Annotated in this window: 19 protein-coding genes; 7 read left to right on the top strand and 12 right to left on the bottom strand. The window is 73.1% G+C overall.

Translation table 11 applies throughout. The annotated features are described in order from the left end of the window. Positions 1-91: 91 nt before the first annotated feature. The 3 genes from WMF31_RS36170 to WMF31_RS36160 form a co-directional block, all read right to left on the bottom strand. Positions 92-1438 (bottom strand): acetylglutamate kinase, encoded by a 1347-nt coding sequence (locus tag WMF31_RS36170; protein WP_436606309.1) that lies wholly within the window; start codon positions 1436-1438, stop codon positions 92-94. Continuing rightward, positions 1438-2436, bottom strand: a complete 999-nt coding sequence (locus tag WMF31_RS36165) for an N-acetylornithine carbamoyltransferase (protein WP_436606308.1) — start codon at positions 2434-2436, stop codon at positions 1438-1440. Before WMF31_RS36165 ends, WMF31_RS36170 begins: the two co-directional genes overlap by 1 nt. Positions 2437-2645: 209 nt before the next feature. Then, positions 2646-2990 (bottom strand): peptidyl-tRNA hydrolase, encoded by a 345-nt coding sequence (locus WMF31_RS36160; RefSeq protein ID WP_436606307.1) that lies wholly within the window; start codon positions 2988-2990, stop codon positions 2646-2648. A 484-nt stretch (positions 2991-3474) separates the two neighbouring features. Between WMF31_RS36160 and WMF31_RS36155 the strand changes: the two genes are divergently transcribed. Then, the gene (locus WMF31_RS36155) at positions 3475-4293 is read left to right on the top strand and encodes a phosphotransferase (protein ID WP_436606306.1); all 819 of its coding nucleotides are present in this window, start codon (positions 3475-3477) and stop codon (positions 4291-4293) included. On the opposite strand, the gene WMF31_RS36150 is transcribed toward WMF31_RS36155, so the two are convergent. The 3 genes from WMF31_RS36150 to WMF31_RS36140 form a co-directional block, all read right to left on the bottom strand. Then, the gene (locus WMF31_RS36150; protein WP_436606637.1) at positions 4245-5765 is read right to left on the bottom strand and encodes a winged helix DNA-binding domain-containing protein; all 1521 of its coding nucleotides are present in this window, start codon (positions 5763-5765) and stop codon (positions 4245-4247) included. The genes WMF31_RS36155 and WMF31_RS36150 overlap by 49 nt on opposite strands. A 136-nt stretch (positions 5766-5901) precedes the next feature. Further along, on the bottom strand, positions 5902-6768 hold the full coding sequence (locus WMF31_RS36145) for a hypothetical protein (protein ID WP_436606305.1): 867 nt from the start codon (positions 6766-6768) through the stop codon (positions 5902-5904). Between the two features lie 178 nt (positions 6769-6946). Further along, complete coding sequence (locus tag WMF31_RS36140) at positions 6947-10729, bottom strand: UvrD-helicase domain-containing protein (RefSeq protein ID WP_436606304.1); 3783 nt, start codon at positions 10727-10729, stop codon at positions 6947-6949. 372 nt (positions 10730-11101) lie between these two features. Here WMF31_RS36140 and WMF31_RS36135 point away from each other — a divergent pair, with 372 nt between their 5' ends. The 3 genes from WMF31_RS36135 to WMF31_RS36125 are packed head-to-tail and all read left to right on the top strand — an operon-like array spanning position 11102 to position 13477. Continuing rightward, positions 11102-11827 (top strand): ferrochelatase, encoded by a 726-nt coding sequence (locus WMF31_RS36135; protein ID WP_436606303.1) that lies wholly within the window; start codon positions 11102-11104, stop codon positions 11825-11827. Next, a complete protein-coding gene (locus tag WMF31_RS36130) occupies positions 11824-12732 on the top strand; it encodes a prenyltransferase (protein ID WP_436606302.1) in 909 nt (302 codons plus the stop codon). Before WMF31_RS36135 ends, WMF31_RS36130 begins: the two co-directional genes overlap by 4 nt. Positions 12733-12745: 13 nt before the next feature. Next, positions 12746-13477, top strand: coding sequence for a lycopene cyclase domain-containing protein (locus WMF31_RS36125; RefSeq protein WP_436606301.1), 732 nt, complete (start codon positions 12746-12748; stop codon positions 13475-13477). A gap of 65 nt (positions 13478-13542) precedes the next feature. Here the strand turns inward: WMF31_RS36125 and WMF31_RS36120 are convergent, their stop codons facing one another. Continuing rightward, positions 13543-15048, bottom strand: coding sequence for a hypothetical protein (locus tag WMF31_RS36120; RefSeq protein ID WP_436606300.1), 1506 nt, complete (start codon positions 15046-15048; stop codon positions 13543-13545). A 689-nt stretch (positions 15049-15737) separates the two neighbouring features. Here WMF31_RS36120 and WMF31_RS36115 point away from each other — a divergent pair. Beyond that, positions 15738-17039, top strand: coding sequence for a cation:proton antiporter (locus tag WMF31_RS36115; RefSeq protein ID WP_436606299.1), 1302 nt, complete (start codon positions 15738-15740; stop codon positions 17037-17039). Positions 17040-17136: 97 nt separating this feature from the next. Next, a complete protein-coding gene (locus tag WMF31_RS36110; protein WP_436606298.1) occupies positions 17137-17793 on the top strand; it encodes a ferritin-like domain-containing protein in 657 nt (218 codons plus the stop codon). A 57-nt stretch (positions 17794-17850) separates the two neighbouring features. On the opposite strand, the gene WMF31_RS36105 is transcribed toward WMF31_RS36110, so the two are convergent. The 3 genes from WMF31_RS36105 to WMF31_RS36095 form a co-directional block, all read right to left on the bottom strand. Further along, positions 17851-18444: a Uma2 family endonuclease gene (locus tag WMF31_RS36105; RefSeq protein WP_436606297.1), complete on the bottom strand. Its 594-nt coding sequence runs from the start codon at positions 18442-18444 to the stop codon at positions 17851-17853. A 121-nt stretch (positions 18445-18565) separates the two neighbouring features. After that, on the bottom strand, positions 18566-19579 hold the full coding sequence (locus WMF31_RS36100) for a hypothetical protein (protein WP_436606296.1): 1014 nt from the start codon (positions 19577-19579) through the stop codon (positions 18566-18568). Positions 19580-19593: 14 nt separating this feature from the next. Further along, a complete protein-coding gene (locus WMF31_RS36095) occupies positions 19594-19785 on the bottom strand; it encodes a hypothetical protein (protein ID WP_436606295.1) in 192 nt (63 codons plus the stop codon). A 367-nt stretch (positions 19786-20152) separates the two neighbouring features. On the opposite strand from WMF31_RS36095, the gene WMF31_RS36090 reads away from it, so the two are divergent. After that, positions 20153-21004: a ketopantoate reductase family protein gene (locus WMF31_RS36090; RefSeq protein ID WP_436606294.1), complete on the top strand. Its 852-nt coding sequence runs from the start codon at positions 20153-20155 to the stop codon at positions 21002-21004. A gap of 56 nt (positions 21005-21060) precedes the next feature. Here the strand turns inward: WMF31_RS36090 and WMF31_RS36085 are convergent, their stop codons facing one another. Both WMF31_RS36085 and WMF31_RS36080 read right to left on the bottom strand, forming a co-directional pair. Then, the gene (locus WMF31_RS36085) at positions 21061-21213 is read right to left on the bottom strand and encodes a hypothetical protein (protein WP_436606293.1); all 153 of its coding nucleotides are present in this window, start codon (positions 21211-21213) and stop codon (positions 21061-21063) included. Between the two features lie 96 nt (positions 21214-21309). Further along, a complete protein-coding gene (locus WMF31_RS36080; RefSeq protein ID WP_436606292.1) occupies positions 21310-21570 on the bottom strand; it encodes a hypothetical protein in 261 nt (86 codons plus the stop codon). Between the last annotated feature and the right edge of the window lie 571 nt (positions 21571-22141).

The raw sequence follows: 22141 nt of genomic DNA, 5'->3' as shown, positions 1-22141 counted from the left end.
GCCTGCACAGGGGGACCGTGAGCCGGTATACGAAGCACGCCTGACCGAGGACCGGTCTGCTGGGGCGCGGGCCGAGCGGGTGACCGCCGCGCTAGGCGGTGCCGTGCTGGCGCAGCGTCGCCGGCAGCGAGAGCGCGTGATCGATGCAGGCGTGGATCTCGTCGAAGCCGGAGAGACCGTACCAGAACACCGTCCACGTGTCGTTTCGGTAGCTGCCCTCGGCCTGCTGGAAATACCAGGGGTTGACCTCGTTGCCGTTCCGGGCACGCCAGAACAGCGCCGGGTTCTCGTTCTTCATCCGCGTCCAGAGCGAGCCGCCGATCCCCACGCCCTGCGCCTCGTTCGTCACCGCGAACTTGTCGAGGTACGGGATCGACGGCCCCTTCCCGCTCGAGTCGAGCGTCAGGATCGCGGTCGCCCGGTACGAGTCGGACAGGTAGATGCGATAAAACCGCTTCTTCTCGAAGTAGTTCTCGTCGAGCGCCCGCTGGAAGCACGCCTCGAGCAGATCGCGGAGCCGGCCGCGGTCGATGCCGTCGAGCGTGTCGTGCCGCAGGATCCGCTCGCCGCGCCGGATGAGCGTGCCAGAGCCCGTGTGCGTGAAGAGCTCCTTCGCGAGGTGATCGGGCGAGGTGATCGAGACCGAGGACGTCGCCGGCAGGCCGTCGAGCAGGAGCTTGATCTCCTGCAGCTTGAGCCGCATGCCGCCGCTCATCCAGGGCTGCGAGACCAGGCCCGCGAAGTCCTCCTCGAGGTTGATGGCCGAGATGATGCGCCCGTGCTCGTCGAGCAGGCCGCCCGCGCTCGTGAGGAAGATCATCTTGAACGGCTGCGTCGCGAGCGCGAGCTCGCGCGCGGCCACGTCCGCGTTGATGTTGACGATCTGCCCGCCCGGCGTCTCGCCGAGGCAGGCGAGGATCGGCAGGTGGCCGGCGCGGATGCTGGACCGCACCGCGTCGAGGTGCACGCGCTGGATCCGGCCGACCAGGCCGAGGCGCTCCTCGTCGACCAGCGACGCCTCGAACACGCCCGCCGTGATCGGCCGCGTGCGCGTGCCCATCTCCTCGAGCGCCTCGACGAGCCGCAGGTTCTCGCGGAGGAAGACGCGCCGCGCGACCTCCAGGATGCGCGGCGTCGTGACGCGCAGCCCGTTGATCCGCTCGCTCGGGATCCCCGACTCGGCGAGGGCCCGATCGAGCTGCGGCCCGGCGCCGTGGATGACGATGGGGTAGAGGCCGACCTGGTTCAGGAACACGAGCGAGGTCGCGAGCGCCTCGAGATCCTCGTCGAGGATGGCGCCGCCCACCTTGATGACGGCGAACTTCTGCTGGTCGACGGCCGCGTACTGCTTCAGGTACTGCTCGACCTCCTTGCGGCTGCCGAGGTTCCTGAGCAGGCGGACGATGACGTCTTGCGTCGAGCTGCTCATCGCGCTCATCACCCGTTGACCAGCATGTCCATGATGGCCTTCTGGACATGCAGCCGGTTCTCCGCCTCGTCGATGACCATGGAGCGGGGCGAGTCGATCACGGCGTCCGTGACCTTCACGTTGCGCCGGACCGGGAGGCAGTGGGAGAAGAGCGCCCCGGGGGTGAGCGCCATCTTCTGCTCGTCGACGATGAAGTGCTTGTACCTGTCGCGGAGCGGCTTCTCCTGCTCCCAGCGGCCGAAGTAGGGGATCGCTCCCCAGCTCTTCGCGTACACGACGTCGGCGCCGCGGTAGGCGGACTCGATGTCATAGGTGATGGAGAACCTCCGCCCGTTCTCGGCCGTGCTCTTCCTGGCGGCGTCGAGGTAGCGGTCGTCGAGGTGATATTCCTCGCTGGGGCAGAGCAGGGTGACGTCCATGCCGAGCTTGGAGGCGATGAGGACGGCCGAGTTGGCGACCGCGGTGTTGAGCGGGCGCGGGTGGTACGTCCACGTGAGGAGGAGCTTTTTGCCGTCGAGGCGGCCGAGGCGCTCCTTCATGGTGAGCGCGAGCGCGAGCTCCTGGCAGGGGTGGGTGATGGTCTCGAGGTTGATGACGGGCACGGTCGCGTGGCGGGCGAACGCGTTCAGCACCTTGTCCTGCCGGTCCTCCTCCCAGCGCTGAAATTTGGGGAACGCGCGCACGCCGATGAGGTCGGCGTAGCGGGAGAGGACGCGGGCGGCCTCCTGGACGTGCTCCTCGGGCTCGCCGTCCATGACCGCGCCGTCCTCGAACTCGATCGGCCAGGCGCTCCGGCCGGGCTCCAGGGCGATCGCATGACCGCCGAGCTCCCGGATGCCGATATCGAAGGACGTGCGCGTCCGCAGCGAGGGGTTGAAGAAGACGAGCGCGAGGGTGCGATCCTTGAGGCGCGGCTCGATCGGCCGCCGCTTGAAGCGCTGCGCGCGCTCGAGCAGGTCCTCGAGCTCGGCGCGCGTGTAGTCCATCGTGGTCAGAAAGTGCCGCATCGAACACCTCCTCGTTGTGAGCGAGCCCGGAGCGGGAACGCGCATTGGAGCAATCCTGCCGGCGATGTCAACGAGACGCGCGGGCGGGTGCGGTGGTGATGGGGCATCGCTGGTGGCGGCGGTGCGGGGGGCAGGGGCGGAGCGGGGAAGGGGAGCAGGCGCGCTGCCCGGCCCGGGTGGGGGGTGTTCGCGACGCCCGGGGGACGAGGTCACCTGAACAACGGGAGCCGACCGAGGACGGGGGCCACGGTCGACTTGGGCAGCGGCGCGACGCCAATCGCGGTCGCCTTGCCCTGGAGCCGGCTCTCCTCGAGCAGCTTGTGGGCGATCCCGGCGGAGGCGAGCTGCGCGCTTACTGCGCGGAGCGCGGCTTCATCGTCCGCGGCCAGGAGGATCTTGGTGAAGGTGCCGCCGGCCCAGGCCCGGGCCGGGTCGCTGCCCGCGGCGATGAGGTAGCCGGCGACGGCGGCGTGCGCCGCCTGGGCTGCGAGGACACCGTGGCCGAGGGCCAGGAGCTCTCGGCTGATGATGAGATACTGGACGATCGGATCCATCCGCGGGCTCCTGGAGGGGGTCGTGCAGAGCCCTGGCGCTGCTCGCCGAGAGCAGCATGGTCCACGTCTGGATGTCAATCCTCCGCGAGGCTCGGTCATGTTTCGAGCGGCCGGTCACCGTGGGCGAAGCAGAGAAGATCCTTGTGGCAGGAGCTGGCCGTGAGCCGGTTTGAAAGTTTGAAACATACTGCCTACCTCTACTGCGGGAAGTCGGCACGGAAAGCGAACCGCCAAGCCGCCAAGGGCGCCAAGAAATAAGGGGAACAGGAGGGGGAAATGCTGGGCCGGCCCTCCCCCTCTCCTCTTGGCGGCCTTGGCGCCATGGCGGTTCTTCTGCCGATCCGGGGCAACGTCCCGCGGTAGTGCTACGGCGTTTCCGTGGCCTGGGTCATGGAAAGTCGTCGTGTCGGCGCTCGCGTTCGCTATGGTGAATGCTGCGGTATCGGGGGCGACCGCTCATCGCAAGAGGACAGGAGCATTTCAGATGGCCATAGCAGATCCCCCCGCCGAACGGGGGAGCGCGGACGGGCGCGAAGAGGTGCTGGAGGGCGGCGGGACGACCGTCGTCACCCGGGTGGGGCAGACCGTGCGCCGGCCGTTGCGCCCGTGGAGCGCGGCGGTGCACCGGTTGCTTGAGCACCTGCGCGCCGCCGGGTTCGCCGGGGCGCCGCGAATTCTCGGCACCGACGGGGGGCGGGAGATCCTGGACTACATCGAGGGCGAGGTCGGCAATTATCCGCTGCCAGAGCAGGCGCGAGGGGAGAGGGCGCTGGCGTCGGCGGCGCGGCTCCTGCGCTCCTATCACGACGCGACGGTGGCGCTGGCCGATCAGCGACCGGACGGGTGGCAGCTCCCCGCGATCGAGCCGGTCGAGGTGGTCTGTCACGGCGACTTCGCGCCGTACAACTGCGTCTTCGCCGGCGGGCAGGCGATCGCCATGATCGACTTCGACGCCGCCCGGCTGGGGCCGCGGGCCTGGGACCTGGCCTACGCCCTCTACCGCTTCAGCCCGCTGACGGACCCCACCAACCCGGACGGGTTCGTCACCTCACCCCGTGCGCAGGCCGAGCGGGCGCGGAGGTTCCTGGACGCCTACGGATGCTCCCGTGAGGAGCGCGCAGGCGTGGTCGGCACCCTCGACGCCCGCCTGCGCGCGCTCGTGACCTTCCTGCGGGAGGCCGCCGTCGCCGGGGATCGGAGCTTCCAGCGGCACATCGCGGAGGGCCACGTCGACCTCTACCTCCGCGACCTGGATCACATGGCGCGCAACACCCCGACCTGGCAGCAGGTGATCGTCGGCTGATGGGCCGCAGCCGCGGCCCGCTTCAGGCGATGCCACCCGTCTCCGCGCGGGTCGAGCATCCCGGAGGCCTCGGCGGCGGGGCGTGGGGGTAGGGTCGAGCATCCCGGAGGCCTCGGCGGCGGGGCGTGGGGGTAGGGTCGAGCATCCCGGAGGCCTCGGCGGCGGGGCGTGGGGTAGGGTCGAGCATCCCGGAGGCCTCGGCGGCGGGGCGTGGGGGTAGGGTCGAGCATCCCGGAGGCCTCGGCGGCGGGGCGTGGGGGTAGGGTCGAGCATCCCGGAGGCCTCGGCGGCGGGTGTACGAGCGGCGATCGGCGCCCAGCGGCAGGCCGGAGCCCGGCAGAACGACGGAGCGCAGAGGCGCTGCTCCAAGAGGGGGTATTTCGATAGCGTCGAGCCACGCGCCGAGGACCCCCGGGATGCCAGGGTTGCAATCTGGAACGTGCAGGACTGAAAGGAGCGGAGCGTTTCCTCGGAGAGAACCTGCGAAAACAAGTCGGACAGACATTGGCTCGCATCCTGCTATCCGTACAGGGCAGAGCGCCCGTGACGGTTCCCCCCCCACCGTCGAATGGGCGCTCTGTTTTTTTGTCCTCCTGCTTTGATGCCGGGGAGCGACACGTCCGCCAGCGTCGTCGTGCCTCATCGCCTGGCCCTGGCGGCCTTTCCGCCGCTGGCCCGCGCCGCGGATGCCTTCGTGGCCTTCTCGCCGCTGGCCTGCGCCGCAAGTGCCTTGGCGGTCCCCCCACCGTTGGCCCGCGCCGCAAGTGCCTTGGCAGATCGAAGAGCTCCCGGCCTCGCTCGTCGCGGAACGTGCAGAGCTGCTCCCGCAGCGACTGGAGCACGTCCTTGACCCCGGTCAGGCCGGACCACGTCCGCACGTCGGCCGCGGTCGCCGGGCCGAACGACGCGAGATAACGGAGCACGAGCGCCTCGGGCGCGTCGCCCTCGCAGAGCGGTTGGCCCAGCCAGGACGCGGCCGGGGCGAAATCCGCCGTTCCCGGGTATCCCCACGGGGTCTCGGTGGGCACCTGGACGACCGGCAGACGCATGCGAACCGCGAGGGCCATGGCCCGCACGTCGCCCTCGGGGTGGATCTCGGCCAGGTGAGCGCGCAGCTCCTCCATGGTCCGCGGCTCCTCGTCGAAGTACGCGCGCGCCTCGGCGACCAGCCGGTCGACGTCGAGGGCCTCCGCGCGCGCGCCGAGGGTCGAGCGCATCGCCGCGTGGAGCACCGGCGCGATGACCGGGCGCAGGGCCAGGTAATCCTTCGCGCTCACGAGGTGCAGCGTGCCGCGCAGGAACGGCGCCCGGACGACCTCGCGGCGCAGGGCCCGCTGGACGAGCTCCTCGCGCCGAAACCCCACGAGCCGCGACCAGAGCCCGAGGAAGGGCGGCCGCGCGAGCTGGGCCTGGAGGGCGATCAGCCGCTCGATGCCGCGGACGGCCGTGGTCCGCTCCCGCGAGAGCAGCATCTGTCGCGCGAGCGTGGCCCGGTTGAGCTCTCGCCGTGTCAGCGTCGTGGTGGGCATGCCGGCCGGCGAGCTTATCGGAAACGAGGTTCACCGCCACGGGGCCGCTGCGCGCGTCTCCCGGGCTTCGATCTCGGCCTCAGTCCACGAGGAACTGATCCGCGATCCAGGCCTCCCAGCCCGGCGGCATGCGCGTGGCCTCGAGGTAGCGGCGAAGCTGCTGGGCGTCGTCGAAGGCCGCCATGCCCCACAGGCGAAACGCGTCGACGTAGCCCATGTCGTTGTCGAAGGAGTCGGCGAAGTCGGCGAGATCGAGGCCGAGCTGCCAGGGCGCCTTCACGTGCCCGGCGCAGAGCAGCCGGGCGAGCGAGAGGAGCCCGAGGCGCGGATCGACGGGGCCTGCGTCGCCGCTCTCGAGCGCGTGGGCGCAGGCGCGCCAGGCGTCCGGCACGGCGGGAGGCGTCCATCCGCCGCCCTTGCGGAGCTCGGCGACCTGCCGCGACCAGAACCAGAGCGCGCGGGTACTGTAGCGGGCCGCGTCCTCGGGCGTCGGGTCGTCTTCCCACGGCCAGCGCACGCCGTTCTGCTGGCCGAGCCACGTGGTGAACGCGACGTCCGACGCGATGAGGCCCTGCTCCAGCAGCGCGGCGCGGCGCTGGGCCGCCACCGCCGGGTCGACCTCGACGAGGTCGTCCTCGTCAGGGTCGTCCTCCTCGTCGCGACCGCCGTCCCCTCGCTCCGCGGGAACCAGGACGTCGTGAACGGCGTCTGCCCAGCAGATCGGGGCGGGAGGGTGGCGCCGCAGGTAGGCGATGCGGGTCTCCGGATCCGGGGAGAGCTGGTCGAGAAAGACGCTCCACAGCCCCATCCAGTCTTCGCCGGCGCCCATTCGCCAGCCGAGGGTGTGGCGCTCGTAGTCGGGGAATCGCTCCCAGGGAGGCACGATGTCGCCGTGCGGGTCGAGGTGCTCCCGGAGGCGGGCGCGATAGCTCTCCTTCCAGTCCATGACGGCAGCGTACAGCACACCACGGGTGTGGTCGTGGGCAATCCCCAGAACCCGCTTGGCGGTGATCCGAAGCGCTCTCGCGGCCAGCTCACGTCGCTCCTCGACGCCTGCGATCCCAGCGCCGCGCGCGGGCGTGTGGCCGAGCTCCCGGGAGCGCAGCCCCGCGCGACAGCAGCGCTCACACCCGGAGCACCACGCCTCTCGCCCGCTCCCCCGTCGCCGCCGCGATCGCCTCCACGTAGAGCCGCACCTGCGTCTCCTGCGCCGCGCGCGCCACCGCCCCTGTGTCGGCGCCGGTCTTGAAATCGACCACGGTCCAGATCCCCACGTCGCCCACGCGCTCGCGGAACGAGAGGTCCACGACGCCCTCGGCGATCGTCCCGTCCGGGAGCCGCAGGAGCAGCGGCGTCTCCCGCTCGCACGCGCCCTGGGCCGCGCTCTCCGCCGCGCGCCGGAGCAGCGGGTGCTCGAGCGCCGCGAGCGCCGCGACCACCGCCGCGTCGATCTCCTCGGCCGGCGCCCCGAGCAGCCGCGCCTGCGCCGTGGCCACCGCCCTCACCTCGTCCTCGCCCGCCCGGAGATCCACCTCGGCCAGCACCGCGTGCACCAGCGTGCCGAACCGCCTGCCATACGGCCGGCCCTCGCGCGCGACCGCCGTCTGCTCGAACGCGATCACCGGCAGCGCGTCCGGCCGCTCGCCCCGCGCCGCCCCGCCCTCACGGCGCCCCGGCCCCGCGACGGCCCCTGCGGCCCCCGGCGCCCCCGGCGCCCCCGCGACGGCCCCTGCGGCCCCCGGCGCCCCCGCCGCGGCCGCCTCTGCCGCGGCCGCCTCTGCCGCCGCCTCGTGGCTGAGCTCCGTCGCCGTCTTCACCCGGAACGCCGCCACCGACCCGCTCCGGATCGCCTGCTGCCGCGCCTCCCGCCACGCCTCGTGCCCGCGCTGCCCGTCGTGCCCGCGCTGCCCGTCGTGCCCGCGCTCGCCCGCGGCCGCCGCGGCGCCGCCCGCGTCCGCCTGCAGGATCCGCTGCTGCCGCAGCCCCGCCTCCGGCTCGCGATCCAGCTCGAGCGCGCCCGGATCCCACCACACCACGCGGTGCGTCCCCGCCATCGGCGCGTGCTCCCCGGGCGCCACCGCGTCCCGCTCGTCCGCCTCGCACCGCGCCGGGCGCTCCAGCACCGTGTCGGTCCCGAACCGCGGACAGCCGAGGTGCTCCGCGCTCCGCGCGCTCCGCCGCGCCCCCTGCGCCGGGTAGAGCACCGGGTGCAGCACGTCGAGCCAGCCGTCGCTCGAGCCGTCCCCCGGCCGCGCGTCGCCCACCGCCGGCACCACCAGCAGCTCGCGCGCGCGCGTCGCCGCCACGTACGCGAGCCGCACCGCCTCCTCGCGATCGCGCCGCAGCACCTCGTCGCGCCGCTCGACGAGCTCCGCGGGCACGCAGCCGGCGAGCGGCTCCGCCCACAGGTTGAGCTCCGGATCCACGTGCCGCGACGGGTGCTGGTGCACCGCGGGCGACGCCGGATCCGCCAGGATCACCACCGGGAACTCGAGCCCCTTCGCCCGGTGCACCGTCATGATCCGCACCCCCTCCGTCCCCTCCTCGACGACCGGCGCCTCCGCCACCTCGCCCCGCTCGGCGTCCACCTCCAGCCGCTCCACGAACGCCCGGAACGACGTCGCCCCGCCCGCCTCGAAGCGCCGCCCGAGGTCCATCACCCGCAGCACGTTCGCGAGCGCCTGCTCCCCCGTGGGCCAGATCGCGATGCCCGCGTGCGCGCGCGTCTCGTCGAGCAACGCGCCGATCGTGTCCGCGATCGGCCGCCGGTTCCGCTCGCGGTGCAGCCGCCCGAGCACCGCGAGCGCCTCCGCCACCTCCCGCAGCGGCCGCGCCCCGCCCTCCACCGCGAGATCGAGCGCCCCGTCGTCCGCCGGCTGGACGAGCGGGTGCAGGCGCTGGAACCGGTCGCGGTACAGGAGGAGCACGTCGTCGGTCAGCGCGAACAGCGGCCCGCGCAGCGCGGCGTAGACGCTGAGCTCGTCGTCCGGCCACTCGATCGCGAGCAGCGCGCTCCGCACCGCCATCACCTCCTCGCGATCGTGGAACGACCGCCCGCCCACGAGCACGTGCGGGATCCGCCGCGCCTCCAGCGCCCGCACGTACGGGCGGGTCGCGTCCTCGCCGAACGTCTGGAAGCGCTTGAACAGCAGGCAGATGTGCCGCGCCTCGAGCGGCGCCCGCTGGTCCGGGCGCTCGCGCTCGGTCACCCTCCAGCGCCGCCCCGGGAGGCCGCCCCGGCCCGCGTGGATGAGGTGGTGGACGAAGGCGCCCACCGCGTCCGGGATCGATTGCCGCACGCGGAAATCGGAGATCTTGCCGTAATCGGCGTAGGGCCGGGGCACCGGGAGCGCGATCACCGTCGGCTGATCCGCGGGCTCGTCCCGGAACGGCTCCAGCGCGACGTAGCGCGCCTGGCTCGCCGCGCGCGCAACCTCGCCGGCCCGCGCGCCCTCGGCGCCGCCCCCCTGCATGAGCGGCGCGAACGCGGCGTTGACGGCCGCCTGGATCGACGGGGCGCTGCGGAAGCTCGTCGACAGGTACAGCACGCTCGCGCCGTGCGCGACGAGCCGCGCCTTCGTCGCCTCGTAGAGCGCGACCTCGGCGCGCCGGAAGCGGTAGATCGACTGCTTCGGATCGCCGACCACGAACAGCTTGCCCGGGACCGGGCGCGCCCGCGTCCAGTCGGTCTCGGCCGGGTCGTCGGCCGCGAGCAGGAGCAGGATCTCCGCCTGGAGCGGGTCGGTGTCCTGGAACTCGTCGACGAACAGGTGCGAGAAGCGGCGGCAGAGCTCCTCGCGGACGCCGCGGCTCGAGCGGAGCAGGTCCCTGGCGCAGAGGAGCAGGTCGAGGAAGTCGAGCTTGCCGGCGCGCGCCTTGAGCGCGTCGTACGCCTCGATCGGCGGCCTGAGCTCGCGCGACAGGCACGCCGCGAGATCGGCGTTCGCGGCCGTGAGGACGGCGTCGAGCTCGGCCTTCACCCTGTCGCGTTGCGCGAGCACCTCGGCGCGCGAGAGGTCCGCGCCGAACGCCTTGCCAGCGCCCCTCCAGCGCCACTCCTTCCAGCGCGCGACGTCGCAGAGCTCGGCCTCGAGCCCGTCGTGATCGCGCCCGCCCGTCACCTCCTCGCGGCGGCGGAGCTCCGCGAGGTAGCGGTCGAGGTTCCTGAGGCTCTGCGCGAGGTAGTCGCCCTCGCGATCGGCCTCGGCGCCGAGCTCGGCCAGCGCGGCGAGGCGATCGAGGATCTCGTCGAGGGCGCGCTCGCGGTCGAACGGATCGCGGCGCCACGGGCGCGTGAAGTCGCGGTGCTCGGCGAGCCGGTACGCGGCGCCCCGGAGCAGGTCGCGCGGGCCCTGCGCGCCGTCGCGCGGGCGCCGGCGCAGGAGGCGGCGCACGCCCTCGGGCGGGTCGTTCAGCGTGCGCTGGAACCACGCGTCGAACGCCTGGTCGAAGAGCGCCTCGGCCTGCTCCGCGGCCGCGACCTGGAAGAGCGGGTCCACCCGCGCCTCGACCGGCCACTCGCGCAGGAGATCGGCGCAGAACGAGTGGATCGTGCCGATGCGGGCCGCCTCCAGGTGCGCGAGCGCCTCGTCGAGCCGCGCGCGCTCGGCCGGGCCGGACCCGGGATCGCTGCGCGCCCGCTCGATCTCGGCCCGGAGGCGCAGCTTCATCTCGCCGGCGGCCTTCTCCGTGAAGGTCACGGCGACGATCCGGTCGAGCGTGCCGCCGCCCTCCTCGGGCGCCTTGCGCAGCACGGCGACGATGCGCGACACGAGCGCGGTCGTCTTGCCCGTGCCCGCGGCGGCCTCGACGATGAGCGTCGTCCGGAGATCCTCGCGGATGCGGCGGCGCGCGGGCTCGTCCGCGAGCTCCCTGCCGCCGCGCGTCCGGGCCGTATCCGCGCTCATGCGCGTGTCCTCGACGGCCGGCGGCGCGGCGCGAGATCGCGCGGATCGGGCGCGCCGGCGAGGTGCGGGGAGGGGAAGCGGGCGTACAGCACGAGGTGAAGGGTCGGGGCCGTCGAGGCGGTAAGGTGGCTCAGATCGGCGGCGAAGGAAACGCTGCGCAGGCGGCGACCTCAGGTGGCCGCGGTGGCCCCGGGGGTGCAGGGCTTCCTGTGCTAGAGCACCGATCGCACTGGAATTCCGCAGGAATCGGCTGATGACGGAGAGAGCCGCAAGGGCGCAAGGGCGCAAGGGACACAGGGGAGAGGGAAAGGCGGTCTCTTCCCGCTGGGCCCCTTGCCCCGTCGCCGGGCGCCTCCACCGCGGGGGGGCGCGGTGACCGGGATCCCGGACGACGAGCGCGCCGCGCTCGCGCGCCTCGCACCCCTGCTGGGCGCGCGCGCCTCGGTCGCCCCGGGCCGGCCGCAGGCGCCCACCCCCCTCGAGCTGGTCGAGCAGGTCGCGGGCGACAGCGAGGACGAAGCGCGCGGCCGCGCCTTCGCCCGGGCGCTCGGCGACATGATCCTCGCGGTCCTGGACAACTTCCCCGACAACATCTTCTGGGACCTCGACTACCTGGCCTGCTGCCTCTGGCAGGCCGGATCCGCGCCCGCCATCCGCGACCTCGCGCGCCGGGTGGTGTCGCTCTGCCAGGGCTTCGGCAACAAGTCGACGCTGCGCTTCCGCTACGCGCACGACTTCCTCTACGGCTACGACTGGGCGCGCTGGGTGACGCGCAAGCCGGAGGAGCGCGCGGGCGTCGGGCCGTTCGACCCCGCGTTCCTCGACCACCTCGACAGACGGCAGGCGGCGCTGCTCGAGCTCGTGGCCAGGAACGACCGCAAGTACGCGCCGCTGAGCGACCGGGAGTTCCGCAACCCGTTCACCTTCACCCGCGAGCCGCGCGAGGAGACGCAGCTCCACCACCTGCTCGCCCAGGTCGATCTCATCCCGCTCAAGGCCTGGCGCCTCGACGGCGAGCGCCGCTGGGACCTGCCGTTCACCGACCTGCGCGCCCAGCTCGCCGAGCGGCTCGGCCTGTCGCGGGGCGAGGGGCGATGAGGCGCGCGCCGGGGGGGCTCCGGGCCTGGATCCAGGCCTCGCGGCTGCCCTCGCAAGCGTACATCGCGCCCCCGCTGCTGCTCGGGCAGCTCGCCTTCGCGCGGACCTCGGGGCGGGCGCTCGACCTCGGGGCGCTCGCGGCGGTCCAGCTCTTCGGCGTGCTCGACCAGCTCTTCATCGTCTACGCCAACGACGTCGCCGACCAGGAGACCGACCGCCGGAACCGGACGGCCACGCTCTTCTCGGGCGGCTCGCGCGTGCTGGTCGAGCGGCGCCTGTCGCCCCGCGCGCTCTCTGCCGCGGCCCTCGCCTGCGCCGCGGGGCTCGTCGCCGTCTCGGCGGGGCTCGCGGCGGCGCGGGGGGCGCCGCTGCTCGTGGTCCTCGCGCTCGCGGCGATCCTGCTCCTCGCGGCGTACAGCCATCCGCCGCTCCGCCTCTCGTACCGGGGCGGGGGCGAGCTGCTCCAGATGGTCGGCGTCGGCGCGGTCCTGCCGCTCTACGGCTACCTCGCGCAGGGGGGCGCCATCGAGCGCTTTCCCTGGGCGCTGCTCGCGTTCCTGCTGCCGACCCACCTGGGCTGCGCCATCGCCACCGCGCTCCCCGACGAGCCCTCCGATCGCGCGAGCCAGAAGCGCACGCTGCCGGTGCGCGTGGGGGGAGAGCGGGCCGCGTGGTGCGTGGCCCTGCTGAACGGGCTCTCGCTCCTGCTCGCGCCCGCCGGCCTCGGCGCGCTCGGCCTGCGCCCTGGCCCGGGCCTGCTCGTGACGGCGGCCGCGGCGCTGGTCGTGCTGCTGGCCCGCCCGGCGCCGCCCGGCTCGCGCCGGATGCTGATCCGGGTCGGGGCCGCGGTCACCGCCACGCTCGCGCTGGTCGGCTCCACCGCCCTCGACCTCGCCGCGCGCTGAGCAGGGCGGCCCGATGACGCACGCGTTCCTGCTGCTGTCGGTCCTGTTCCTCGTGCCAGGGGCGGTGATCTGGCGCGCGCGCCCCGATCTGCGCCCGCTGATGAGGCGGATGGCGGTCGTGTCGCTGCCGTTCGCGGCGACCGAGCGGCTGTTCTATCCGAGGTACTGGACCCCGAAGTTCCTGTTCGATCTCGCCGATCACATCGGGTTCGGCGTGGAGGACGTGCTGTTCCTCGTCGGGCTCAGCGCCTTTTCCTCCACCGCGTATGCCGTGGTGTTCCGCCGCGCGCCGGTGCCCTGCGCCGGGCCGCGCGCGCGGCCGTGGCTGCGTGCGGCGGCGGGGGTCGCGCTCGCGCTGCTCGCGGCCGGGGCGCTGCTCGCGGCCGGGGTGCCCGTCCTCTACGCCTCGGCCGCGGCCATGGTGGCGATCGCCGCGGCGCTCGTCGTGGCGCGCCCGGACCTGCTCGTGCCGGGCCTGCTCGGGGCGCTCCTGTCCGCGGCGCTGTATCTGTGCCTGTTCCTCGTGTTCGCGGCGCTCGTGCCCGGCGTGTTCGAGCGCACCTGGCGGCCCAGCGTGCTGCTGCCGGGCAGGACGCTCCTCGGCGTCCCGCTCGACGAGATCCTGTACGGGCTCGGCGCGGGCTTCGCGGCCACGGTGTTCCCGGCGTGGGCCTTCGGGTTCCGGTTCGAGGAGGCGCCCCGGGTCGGGCGGCCCCGCGGAGGAGCGCCTCGCGGGACCGGGTGAGGGCGCAGGCCGGGTCGCCCGGGGGACTCGGCGCCAGGCCGGCGTCGCCCGGGCGACCTCCTGGGTCACGGCAGCATCAGGACGCACTCGGTCCAGCAGGCCATCTCGGTGCCGCCATCCGAGGTGTTCCTTTCCTCGCAGATGCGCCGCTCGATCAGGTCCGGCGGGCACTCGTCCGCCACCGGCACGCACTCGCTCTGGCAGTACGGATACTCCGGGAACGGCATGCCCCCGACGCCGGTGCCGGTGCTGGTCGTGGTGCCTTCGTAGCAGACGACCTGCTCGGTCGTTCCCCGCGGGCACTCGAGGCTGATGGGCACGCAGTCGGTCCAGCAATACGGATCGTCCGGGAAGTACCCGCCGCTGCCGCCCGAGCCGACGCCGCCGCCCTCGCACTGGGTTTGCGGGATCGTGTCCGGCGGGCAGTAGGGCTCCACGGGCACGCACTCGGTCCAGCAGCCGCCGCCGGGATACGCGCCGCCTGCGCCGCCGTAGCCGGTGCCGGTGGAGACGGCGCTGCCGTCCTCGCAGACGCTCTGCGGCTCGGTGCCCGGCGGGCAGTGGGGCTCCACGGGCACGCACTCGGTCCAGCAGCCGTCGCCGGGATACGCGCCGCCTGCGCCGCCGTAGTAGCCGGTGCTGCTGCTGGTGGAGCCGTAGTAGCCGGTGCTGCTGCTGGAGCCGTAGTAGCCGGTGCCGCTCGAGCTGACGCTGCCGCCCTCGCAGACGCTCCGCGGCTCGGTGCCCGGCGGGCAGTAGGGCCCCACGGGCACGCACTCGGTCCAGCAACCGTCGACGATGGGCGTGGGGCCGGCGCCGCCGTAGCCACCGCCCGCGCCGGCGGCGCCGCCCTGGCCCCAGTCGCCGGGACCGGGATCCCAGCCGCCCGTGGTGGTGCCGGCGACGGCGGTGGTGGCGACGCTGGTGACGCCGGTGCCGCAGACGGTCTGGGGCTCGGTGCCCGGCGGGCAGGAGGGCCCCACGGGCACGCACTCGTTCCAGCAATCGCCGGGATAGGGCATCGCACCGCCGCCGGCGCCGCCCTCGCCCCAGCCGCCCACGGTGACGACACTGCCGCTGGTGTCGGCCGGACCCCAGCCGCCCGTCCCGGCGACCGCGGTGACGACGCTGCTCGTGCCCCCGCAGAAGGTCTGCAGCTCGGTGCCCGACGGGCAGACCGGGGGGGGCGGGACGCACTCGCTCCGGCATCCCGGAGGCACCGGGAGCGGCCCTCCGGGGCCGCTCGCGCCCATGCCGCCCACGGCCGCGGTGGTGCTGCCGCTGGTGCCGTCGCAGGAGATGTACTGGGACCATCCGGAAGGACATGCGTGGTCAGGCACACATTGCTCTTCGCACATCACGCCGACCTCGCACGGCGAGCAGACTTTTTCCCAGTGATAGCCTGGTCCGCAGTCGGGCTCGGGCGGCGGTGGCGGCTCCACCACGGTTCCGCAGCCCTGCCCCTTGGCGCCGGTGAGCACCACGAGCGCGGAGAGCGCGAGGAACCCCTGGAGGGAGGCGCGAGCGGCCGACGAGCGAGAGACAAGGGACGAGAAGAGCGTGAATCGCATGGGGGGGACTCCATCCTGCGTGCCTGTGGCAGGCACACGAGCAAGGAACGACGGCTCTGCGCCGCGCCGCGGGGAGCAGGGCGGCTCGGCGGCTATTCCGCGCCGCGCGGAGAGCTTGCTCCGCCAGGAAGCACCCGATATGCCAGGCCCGTCCGCCTGCTCGGCGGCGCGGCGCCGAGGCTCGAGGCGCCGCGTTCTTGCGCGATTTCGTCGCCGTCCTCGAGGTGCGCGGCCGCCGCGGGGTGCGCCGCCGTGGTTGTGCCACGACGAGGGCGCTGGAATTGTGCCACCTTGGGTCAGCGGGGCCGCGAGAAGTTGCGCCGGTCTGCGCAGGCGGGCTGGGGGAGGGGGGGAGGGGCGCACCCAGGTTGAGGAGGAGGCGCACCCAGGTTGAGGCGGAGGCGCACCCAGGTTGAGGCGGAGGCGCACCCAGGTTGAGGCGGAGGCGCACCCAGGTTGAGGCGGAGGCGCACTCAGGTTGAGGCGGAGGCGCACTCAGGTTGAGGCGGAGGCGGCGCACGCGGGTTGAGGAGGGCGATGATGCCTGGCGGCGCCATGGCGGAGTTGCGGGCGCCTACCCCTTCCGGGTTTCCTTCTCTCCGAGAGAAGGTTGCACGTCCAATTTTTCCCCCGGACGCCGCCGGATCTCGCTTGAGCCGGCGCACGCCGGTCCTGTAATCCTGGCGTGCATGGATCTGTTCCAGGTCTCGGCCGCGCTGCTCTCGCTCGCCGCTGTCTTCAGCTATTTCAACCATCGATTCCTCAAGTTGCCGACCACGATCGGGTTGATGCTGATAGCGATGACGACGTCCCTCGCCATGGTGGCCGTCGGAGAGCTGTTCCCGACCGTGGAGGCGGAGGCGAAGGAGCACCTCTCGGGCATCGACTTCAACAAGACGTTGATGCAAGGGATGCTCGGCTTCCTGCTGTTCGCCGCCGCATTGCACGTCAACCTGGCAGATCTCAAGAAGCAGCGGCTCGTGATCGGCGTCCTGGCCACCGGGGGCGTGCTCATGTCCACCGCGCTCGTGGGCGGCATGACCTACGCCGTCATGACGCTGATGGGCGTGGAGATCCGGCCGATCTACTGCATGCTCTTCGGCGCGCTGATCTCCCCCACCGATCCCATCGCGGTGCTCGGCATCCTCAAGCACGTGGGGGCGCCCAAGGAGCTCGAGATGAAGATCGCCGGGGAGTCGCTCTTCAACGACGGTGTGGCCGTCGTGGCGTTCCTCGGGCTCCTGGAGCTCGCCTCGGGGACGGCCGGCTTCGACATCCAGCGGCTGTCGCTGCTGTTCGTCCAGGAGGCCATCGGCGGCGCCGTGTTCGGCTTTGCGCTCGGGTTCGTGGCGCTCGCCATGCTGCGGAAGGTCGACGATTACAAGGTCGAGGTCCTGATCTCGCTGGCGACCGCGGCGGGCGGCTACGCCCTGGCGTACGCGATCCACGTCTCCGGCCCCATCGCCATGGTGGTGGCCGGGCTCTTCATCGGCAACGAGGCGCGCGCCGGCGCCATGAGCGAGAAGACCCGCGAGCACCTGGACGACTTCTGGGAGCTGATGGACGAGATCCTGAACGCGGTGCTGTTCGTCCTGATCGGCCTCGAGCTCCTGATCATCTCCTTCAGCGGCCAGTCCGTGCTCGCGGGGCTGCTCGCGTTCCCGGTCGTGCTCCTGGCGCGGTTCGTCGCGGTCGCGCTGCCGGTGAGCCTCATGAAGCGGCGCAGGGTCTTCACCCCGGGCGCGATCCGCATCCTCACCTGGGGCGGCCTGCGCGGTGGCGTCTCGGTGGCCCTCGCGCTCTCCCTCCCGGCAAAGCTCGCGGACGGCACGCTCGTCCCCGAGCGCGAGATCGTGCTGAGTATCACCTATGTCGTGGTGGTCGTCTCCATCGTGCTGCAGGGCCTGACGATCGGCCCCTTGCTGCGCCGGACGATCGCCGCCGCCGTCGCCCCCGAGCCGGAGGACCAGCTCCCCGCGGGCGCCGCCTGATCGGGCCGTATCCCGCGCGCGACACGAGGGGGCCGGCGGCAGGGACGGGGGCCGCCTATTGACCCGCCGCCTGGGGCGCACCCATCATGCCCCTCCCATGAATGCAGAGGAATTCCTCGACGAGCTCGACCGCAGGGTCGGCGAGCGCCTCGCGCGCATCGGGGCCGCGGCCGGCGCGGCGGAGCCCCGGGGCGGCGTCGGCATCCCGGAGCTGCTCTCGACCGCGCTCAAGAAGGAGCTCGAGGCGACCGAGGAGGCCGCGCTCTGGCTCACCACCGAGACCGACGTCGAGGTGAAGCTCGCCCTCGCCCGCCAGTGCGGCGACGAGGCGCGGCACTACCGGCTCATCGCCGAGCGCCTCCGCGCGCTCGGCGTCGATCCGGCGGCGATCCCGGCCAGGTTCGGGCCCCCCACGCCGATGTTCGGGTACCTGAAGGGGCTCGGCTCCACGGTCGAGCGCGTCGCGGCGGGCCAGTTCACGCGGGAGGCGCTCGCGAAGGTGCACAACCAGGCCTTCATCGAGTACTGCGAGGCGCAGGGCGACGCCGAGACCGCGCGGCTCTACCGCGACGTGATCCAGCCCGACGAGGGCCACCATCACGAAATGGGCCGACGGCTCCTCGCGCGCCTCGCGATCACCGAGGAGGCCCAGGCGCTCGCCCGCGCCGCCGCGATGCGCACGCTCGAGATCGCCGAGGAGCTCCAGGAGATCGCGCGCATCAAGATGGGGGTCTGCCGCGCGCCCGGGTGCTAGCCAGTCGCGCTGTCGCCGAGGGATGCACCGCCGCGCGGAGGTCCGGGGCGCCCGCCGTCACTCGTCTTCTCGCTCGTCGCCGAAGAGCACGCCCACCTGAAGCTCGATGGCGTCGAAGGGCTCGGCCCTGACGCGCTCGCCTCGCTCCGCGCGGAGCGCCACGAGATATCCTTCCGGGGTCCACCGGTGCACGGTCAGCGTCTCCTCCCTGGGATCGACGATCCAGTAGTGTGGGAGCCGACAGCGATGGTGAACGCGCATCTTCTTGACCGTGTCGTTGCGCGCGTTGTCCGGGGACAGCACCTCGCATACCCAGTCGGGCCGGAGCCGGACAGGGCTTCCGCTGGGGCGCTCCGGCGAGCGTTCGCGGCGCCAGCCGACCACGTCGGGCCGGTACACCTGGTCTGGCATGAGCTCGACCTCGACCTCGGTGGCGAACCACCATCCACCGGGCCAGCGGCCCCCGGGGCGCCGCTGGAACGGGATCTTCACATGCGCAACGATGGCGGACTGCGCATCGCCGTGCTCGAACGAGGGCACGGCCTTCTGCACGAGCGCGCCGTCCACGATCTCGTGAAAGCGCTGCTCCTCGGGGATGGCCAGGAGATCCGCGGCGGTGGCTGGGCTCGGCTTCTGCGCAGCGGTGGGCACGCGTCGAGCATAGCGTCCCCGCGCGGAGCGTCGCCAACCTTCGATTGGTTCAGCAGTTTCTGACACTTGAGAGTCGCCCGCGGGCAGGCTGGCTCGGCGGCGCTCACCCCGCCGGCGGCGCTCACCCCGCCGGCGGCCCCCAGCCCGCCGGCGCCCCCCAGCCCGCCGGCGCTGGCGGCGCGACCTGGCCGAGCACCTCCATCCAGGCCGTGCTCTCCACCCACGCTGCCAGGTAAGGCGCGTTCGCCGCGCGGCGCTGCAGCAGCACCAGGAACGGCTCCGTCACGAGGAACGAGCGGCGCGGCGGCGGCCCGTACGAGCCCATGACCGCCTCGGCGCTCGCCCCGGCGCCCCCCTCGTTCAGGTGGAATCGCACCCGCTGCTTCGCCTCGTCGAAGCGCTTTCCCCGGACGCGCTCGCCGAGCAGAGGCCGCCCCACGAGCTCGCCGAAGCGCCCTTCCAGGTCGAGCCCGAGCCTCGGTATCAGGAGCGCCTCGTCCGGCGCGAGCCGCCGCGCGGCCCCGTCGAGCCGGTCGAGCCGGCCCAGCGCGCGCTCGACCGCGGCGGCCAGCGTCTCCGCGGGCGGGATCTGCGCGACGAGGACGCGGCTGTCCGGATCGTCCGCGAGGAGCTCCAGCACGAAGTCCTGCGGCGCCGTCCAGTCGTGCACGACGACCTGCGCCCGGCGCGCCGGGTCCGCGCCGAACGGGTTGCCGTCGAGGCCGAAGGCGCGGACCCGCGCGCCCTTGAAGGTCCCCTCCCGCGCCGCGAACGTCGTCTCGAACTTCAGGACCTTGTCCAGGAATCCGTAGGCCAGGAGCGCGTCGGGCGGCACCGCCTCGGGCAGGTACTCGGGCCGCGCGTCGGGGATCTTCGCGAGGAGCTCGGCGCGCAGGGCCTCCACGATGCCCTCGCCCCCGAACCCCGCGCCCGCGACGCTCCACGCCGGGTCCACCACCTCGGCGCCGAGCGCCGTCGCGTTCAGCGCGTCGGCGAGCGCCGGCTGAGGATCCATGCGGATCGGGCCGAACCGCGCGCGCAGCCGCTCCCAGGCGAGCGCGAAGGCGGCGCAGAACACGAGATCTTCCCGGGGCGACAGGAGCGGCGTGGACAGGCTCGCGCAGACCGATGGCATGGGACCTTCAGGGCTCAGGGGCGGCGGGTGAACGGCTGCATCGTGCCGGCAGGGCCGGCGATCGTGACGCCCGGGATCGTGGGGTGGTCGTACATGCTATCGCCGACGCAGGCCACCGTGGTCGCGCCGGTCGCGTTCGCCACCGCCTGCGCGGTCGAGCCGCCCGGCTGGCCCGGCGGGTCGGTGCCGCCGTGGCAGACCGTCATGTGGATGTGCGCGGCCCCCGCGCGTCGTAGCCGAAGCGATAGCGGCTGCCGTCGGGCTTGGACCTCTTCCACGACGAACGACACGCGTGGCCGCGCGATGGTCGCACGCCCGGCGCGACAGAGGAAAAGCCCGTCCGGGCGCTCCGGGGCCGCCGCGCGCCCGTGCGAGAGGTAAGGCAGCCCGGAACGAGGTCCCGGGCCGTCGTGGTCCGTCGTTCCGGGCGACTGCCGTCATCGGGCGCGGCAGCCAGTCTGGCGGGGGCCACGATTTCGCCCTTGGGGGCGTTCGTGTTTGGACATCGACGCCGAACGCGTCGATAACATCGGCGCCCGGGTGACGGTCTCGACGCGTGCTATCGTGCGCCGCATGAAGATTGCTGTCGTCGGTCCTGGCAGGATTGGCAGCACGTTCGCGTTTCAGCTCGCGCGGGCGGGGCACGAGGTCACGGTGGTCGCTCGAGGACAGCGGCTCGAGCAGCTGCGGCGGGACGGGGCGATCGTGAGCGCTGCGGGGACGCGCGCTGCGGTGCGCGTGAGCGCGGCGCTCGACGCGGCGACGGCGTGGGACCTGGTGCTCGTGACGGTGCTCGAGCCGCAGGTGGACGCGGTGCTGCCAGCGCTGACCGCGAGCGCGGCGAAGACGGTGATGTTCATGTTCAACACCTTCGGGCCCCTGGGCCGTCTTCGAGACGCGGTGGGCTCGGCGCGCTTCGCCTTCGGCTTCCCCGCGATCGTGGCGAGCCTCGACGACGGCAAGCTGACGTCGACGATCGTCACGCGAGGGCTGCTCACCACGGTGACGGACGGGACCTGGGCGAAGGTCTTCTCGGACGCAGGCATTCCCGCGGTCGTGCATCCGGACATGGAGAGCTGGCTGCGCACGCATGCGGCGCTCGTCGTGCCGGTGATGGTGGTCGGCGTCATGGCCCACGCGCGCCAGGCAGGCGTGTCGTGGACCGAGGCGATGACCCTGGCACGCGCGATGGAGGAAGGGTTTCGCCTGGTGCGCCAGCTCGGCAACACCATCACCCCGGAGCCGGTCGCGGCGCTGAGCCGCGTGCCCACGCCGGGGGTGGCCACGTTCCTGTGGACGCTGAGCAGGGTCGCGGCCATCCGCAAGGCGGGCGCCGCGGGGCCCGGCGAGCTGCGCGCGCTGATCGACGCGATGGCCGCCGCGGCGCCCGGCGAGACGCCGACGCTGCTGGCCATCAGGCCCTGAAGAAGCCGGGGAGAGCAGCGCTCGATGGGGCCAGCGGACCCCCTGGCCGGCCTCGCTCAGCTCAGCCCGTCGAGCACCTCGGCGAGCGACGCGGCGACGATGGCCCGTTCATGCCACCGTTCCAGCGTCTCCGGATCCTTCTCGGCCAGGATGCGCTCCCGCGCGACGTCCGGCACGGCGATGCCGCGAACCCGGAGCGCGGTCAGCACGGCACGCGCCGCCTCCTCGGCGCGCCCCTCGTTGCGGCCTTCCCTGCGGCCTTCCGTCCGCTCCTCGGCCCGAAGCTTCCGCTCGTACTCCTCGAATCATGCCCGGATCTCTGCGCTCACCTCGTCCTCCTCGTCGATCGTCGGCTCCTGGCTCGAGAGCCGGAAGTGTACCAGCAACGGCTTGGCGACGCCCTTCTCCCAGGCCTCGTCCGGCAGCGCCGCCAGATCGGCGAGCGCCTCGCGCAGGAGGCGGCCTGAGCCGAGCAGCCGCAGCAGCACGTCGACGAGCGTGGCCACCAGGGCGGCCGGCACGTCGACGAGCGTGGCGGCGGGAAGGTCATCGGATGTGTCGCTCATGGCGCCGGCGCCCCCTTGGCGGCATCGATTCGCGGCGAGTCGAGGGACACGGGGAGGGCCGCCGAGCGGCTTCGCGTGAGCGCTCTGCTCGGCGCGGCTCATGGCGGCCAAATCCGTCGGCGGGTGAGGGCACGGGCGAAGAGACGCCAGGCGATGGCGGAGACGAGGCGCGCCTCCAGAGAGGGGGGCGAACGTGGAGGGGCGGTGAGGGTCGAGCGGGCGCTCCGTGGCGGCGGTACGCCTTGCGCGGTCGTTTCATGTCTGTCGTGAGGCGATACCGGCGAGCCAGATGCGGAGGGCGTCGGCGGGAGGAAAGCGGGGGATGGGCGGAGGCGGCCGGAGCGGGAGCGCAGGCTGCAAGAGATGCCGAGGAGGGAGGCCTGCGTGAGGTCGTCGAGTTCCGCCGGGAGGGCGCCGCGGGCACGAAGGGGCGGCGGATGAAGGGGGTTGAGCGAAAATCGCGGTGGCTTCGAGGTGGACGGCGGGGGGAGGGGAGTGGTGACCAGTCCTGGGCGGTCGGGCGAGCCGGAGGTAAGTAGCGGGGCGGGGATGGCGCGCCGTGATGGGCGGG

The organism is Sorangium sp. So ce1036 (assembly GCF_051369805.1).
GTDB classification, from domain to species: domain Bacteria; phylum Myxococcota_A; class Polyangia; order Polyangiales; family Polyangiaceae; genus Sorangium; species Sorangium cellulosum_F.
The sequence above is the reverse complement of the archived record's forward strand: the minus strand, read 5'-3'. Positions and strand labels throughout refer to the sequence as shown.